General features: G+C 29.5%; 2 protein-coding genes. Both read right to left on the reverse strand.

The window, feature by feature from the left end; translation table 11 throughout:
• Window positions 1–230: 230 nt before the first annotated feature.
• A complete protein-coding gene (locus M4I23_RS19480) occupies window positions 231–1,037 on the reverse strand; it encodes a hypothetical protein (protein ID WP_249755524.1) in 807 nt (268 codons plus the stop codon).
• A 139-nt stretch (window positions 1,038–1,176) separates the two neighbouring features.
• Window positions 1,177–1,296: IS3 family transposase (locus M4I23_RS19485; RefSeq protein WP_249754501.1), on the reverse strand; the 120-nt coding region annotated here is incomplete at its 5' end.

The raw sequence follows: 1,296 nt of genomic DNA on the forward strand, positions 1-1,296 counted from the left end.
CTTTTTTTTCGCCAGTGTTCATTTTTTGTTTTCATAAGTGACTATAATTAATGGTTTAATTTTTAGTCAACCTATTTCAGGAAAATTCATTTCTCAAATGTGTTACAACGTGATTGTGTATGGTTAGTTGCGTGGTTAGGCAACTAAGTTAGCAAACATTTACGAACCCGTGAAAATTCCGCAGGAATTTTCGTAAGTAAGCTCCAAAAAGCAATTAATTATACACGGTGTTAACTGCTGCCGTTTATCCAATTCGTTATTAAGATTCCTAAAATTGTCGAGAAAACAATAAGAATTAAACTGTACAGCCAATGGTCTTTTGCAAGTTCGAACAGTCCTTGTGGATTAATTCCATAAATATCACGAAGATTAGATTTAGTTTTTAAGTTTTCTTCCGCTGTTGTTTTTAATATATTTTCCATCACGTCAACTTTTGCTAATGTAGATTGATGAAGTTTTACATATTCTTTATCTTCAAAAGCTTTAGCTTCAGCATTTCCGTTTAACCAATGTTTGGAAGAGATATTATTCATTTCTAATATTGAAGGCAATCGTGGGTGACTTGAATATCCTTTTCCATATTTATCAATAAGTAACCTTGCAAGGTCGAACTTGTTCTCTTCTTTTATGTTAGATTTTTTTGCACCTAAAATAGATGCTCTGTATTTAAGTGCCTCAAAACCATAGTTGATGTCTCTCATATTCCAATGAATCCACTTATAGTCTTTGTGTTTTTTAACAAATTTGTAAAATTTGTTAAGCATCTTTTTTTCAAGTTTGTCGTAATTATTATCAATTTGGTCAATTGGAATTTGCTTTAGTTCAGCAATTTTATGTATTGAAAAGGATTTTGTTTGACCAGTATTCAAATATTTGATAGCAATTGAAGTAATTCTCGGTGTTTTTCCGTCTTTAATTTCGTAAAAGCTTTCACAAGAATAATGAATTAATAGACAAAGAGGGTCATTGTCATAGAAGCTATTTATGATATTTTTCGCTTTTCTATGTGTTTTAATTCTTCTTAAAGTTTTACTCATTTAGTTTATGTTGATGATTTTGTTTGGTTGCAGTTAACGTGTTTGTATATGGTTTGTTGCGTGTTTCAAGCAACTAATTTAGTAAATAATTACCGACCAAGAAAGTGAAGTGCACCCAAATGTTTAGACAAATTTATAATTAATTTTGATAATAATTAGCTCGATATTCAATCGGGCTCATACCATTTAAATTTTGTTTAATTCTCTCATTATTATAATATTTTATATAGACTTTAATCTCTTTTTTTAACTGAGATAT

This window comes from Algibacter sp. L4_22 (genome assembly GCF_023473045.1).
Classification (GTDB): Bacteria; Bacteroidota; Bacteroidia; order Flavobacteriales; family Flavobacteriaceae; genus Algibacter.

Excerpts from the sequence above, each read along its gene's own strand:
- M4I23_RS19480 (WP_249755524.1), bottom strand. The coding sequence starts at position 1,037 with ATGAGTAAAACTTTAAGAAGAATTAAAACACATAGAAAAGCGAAAAAT.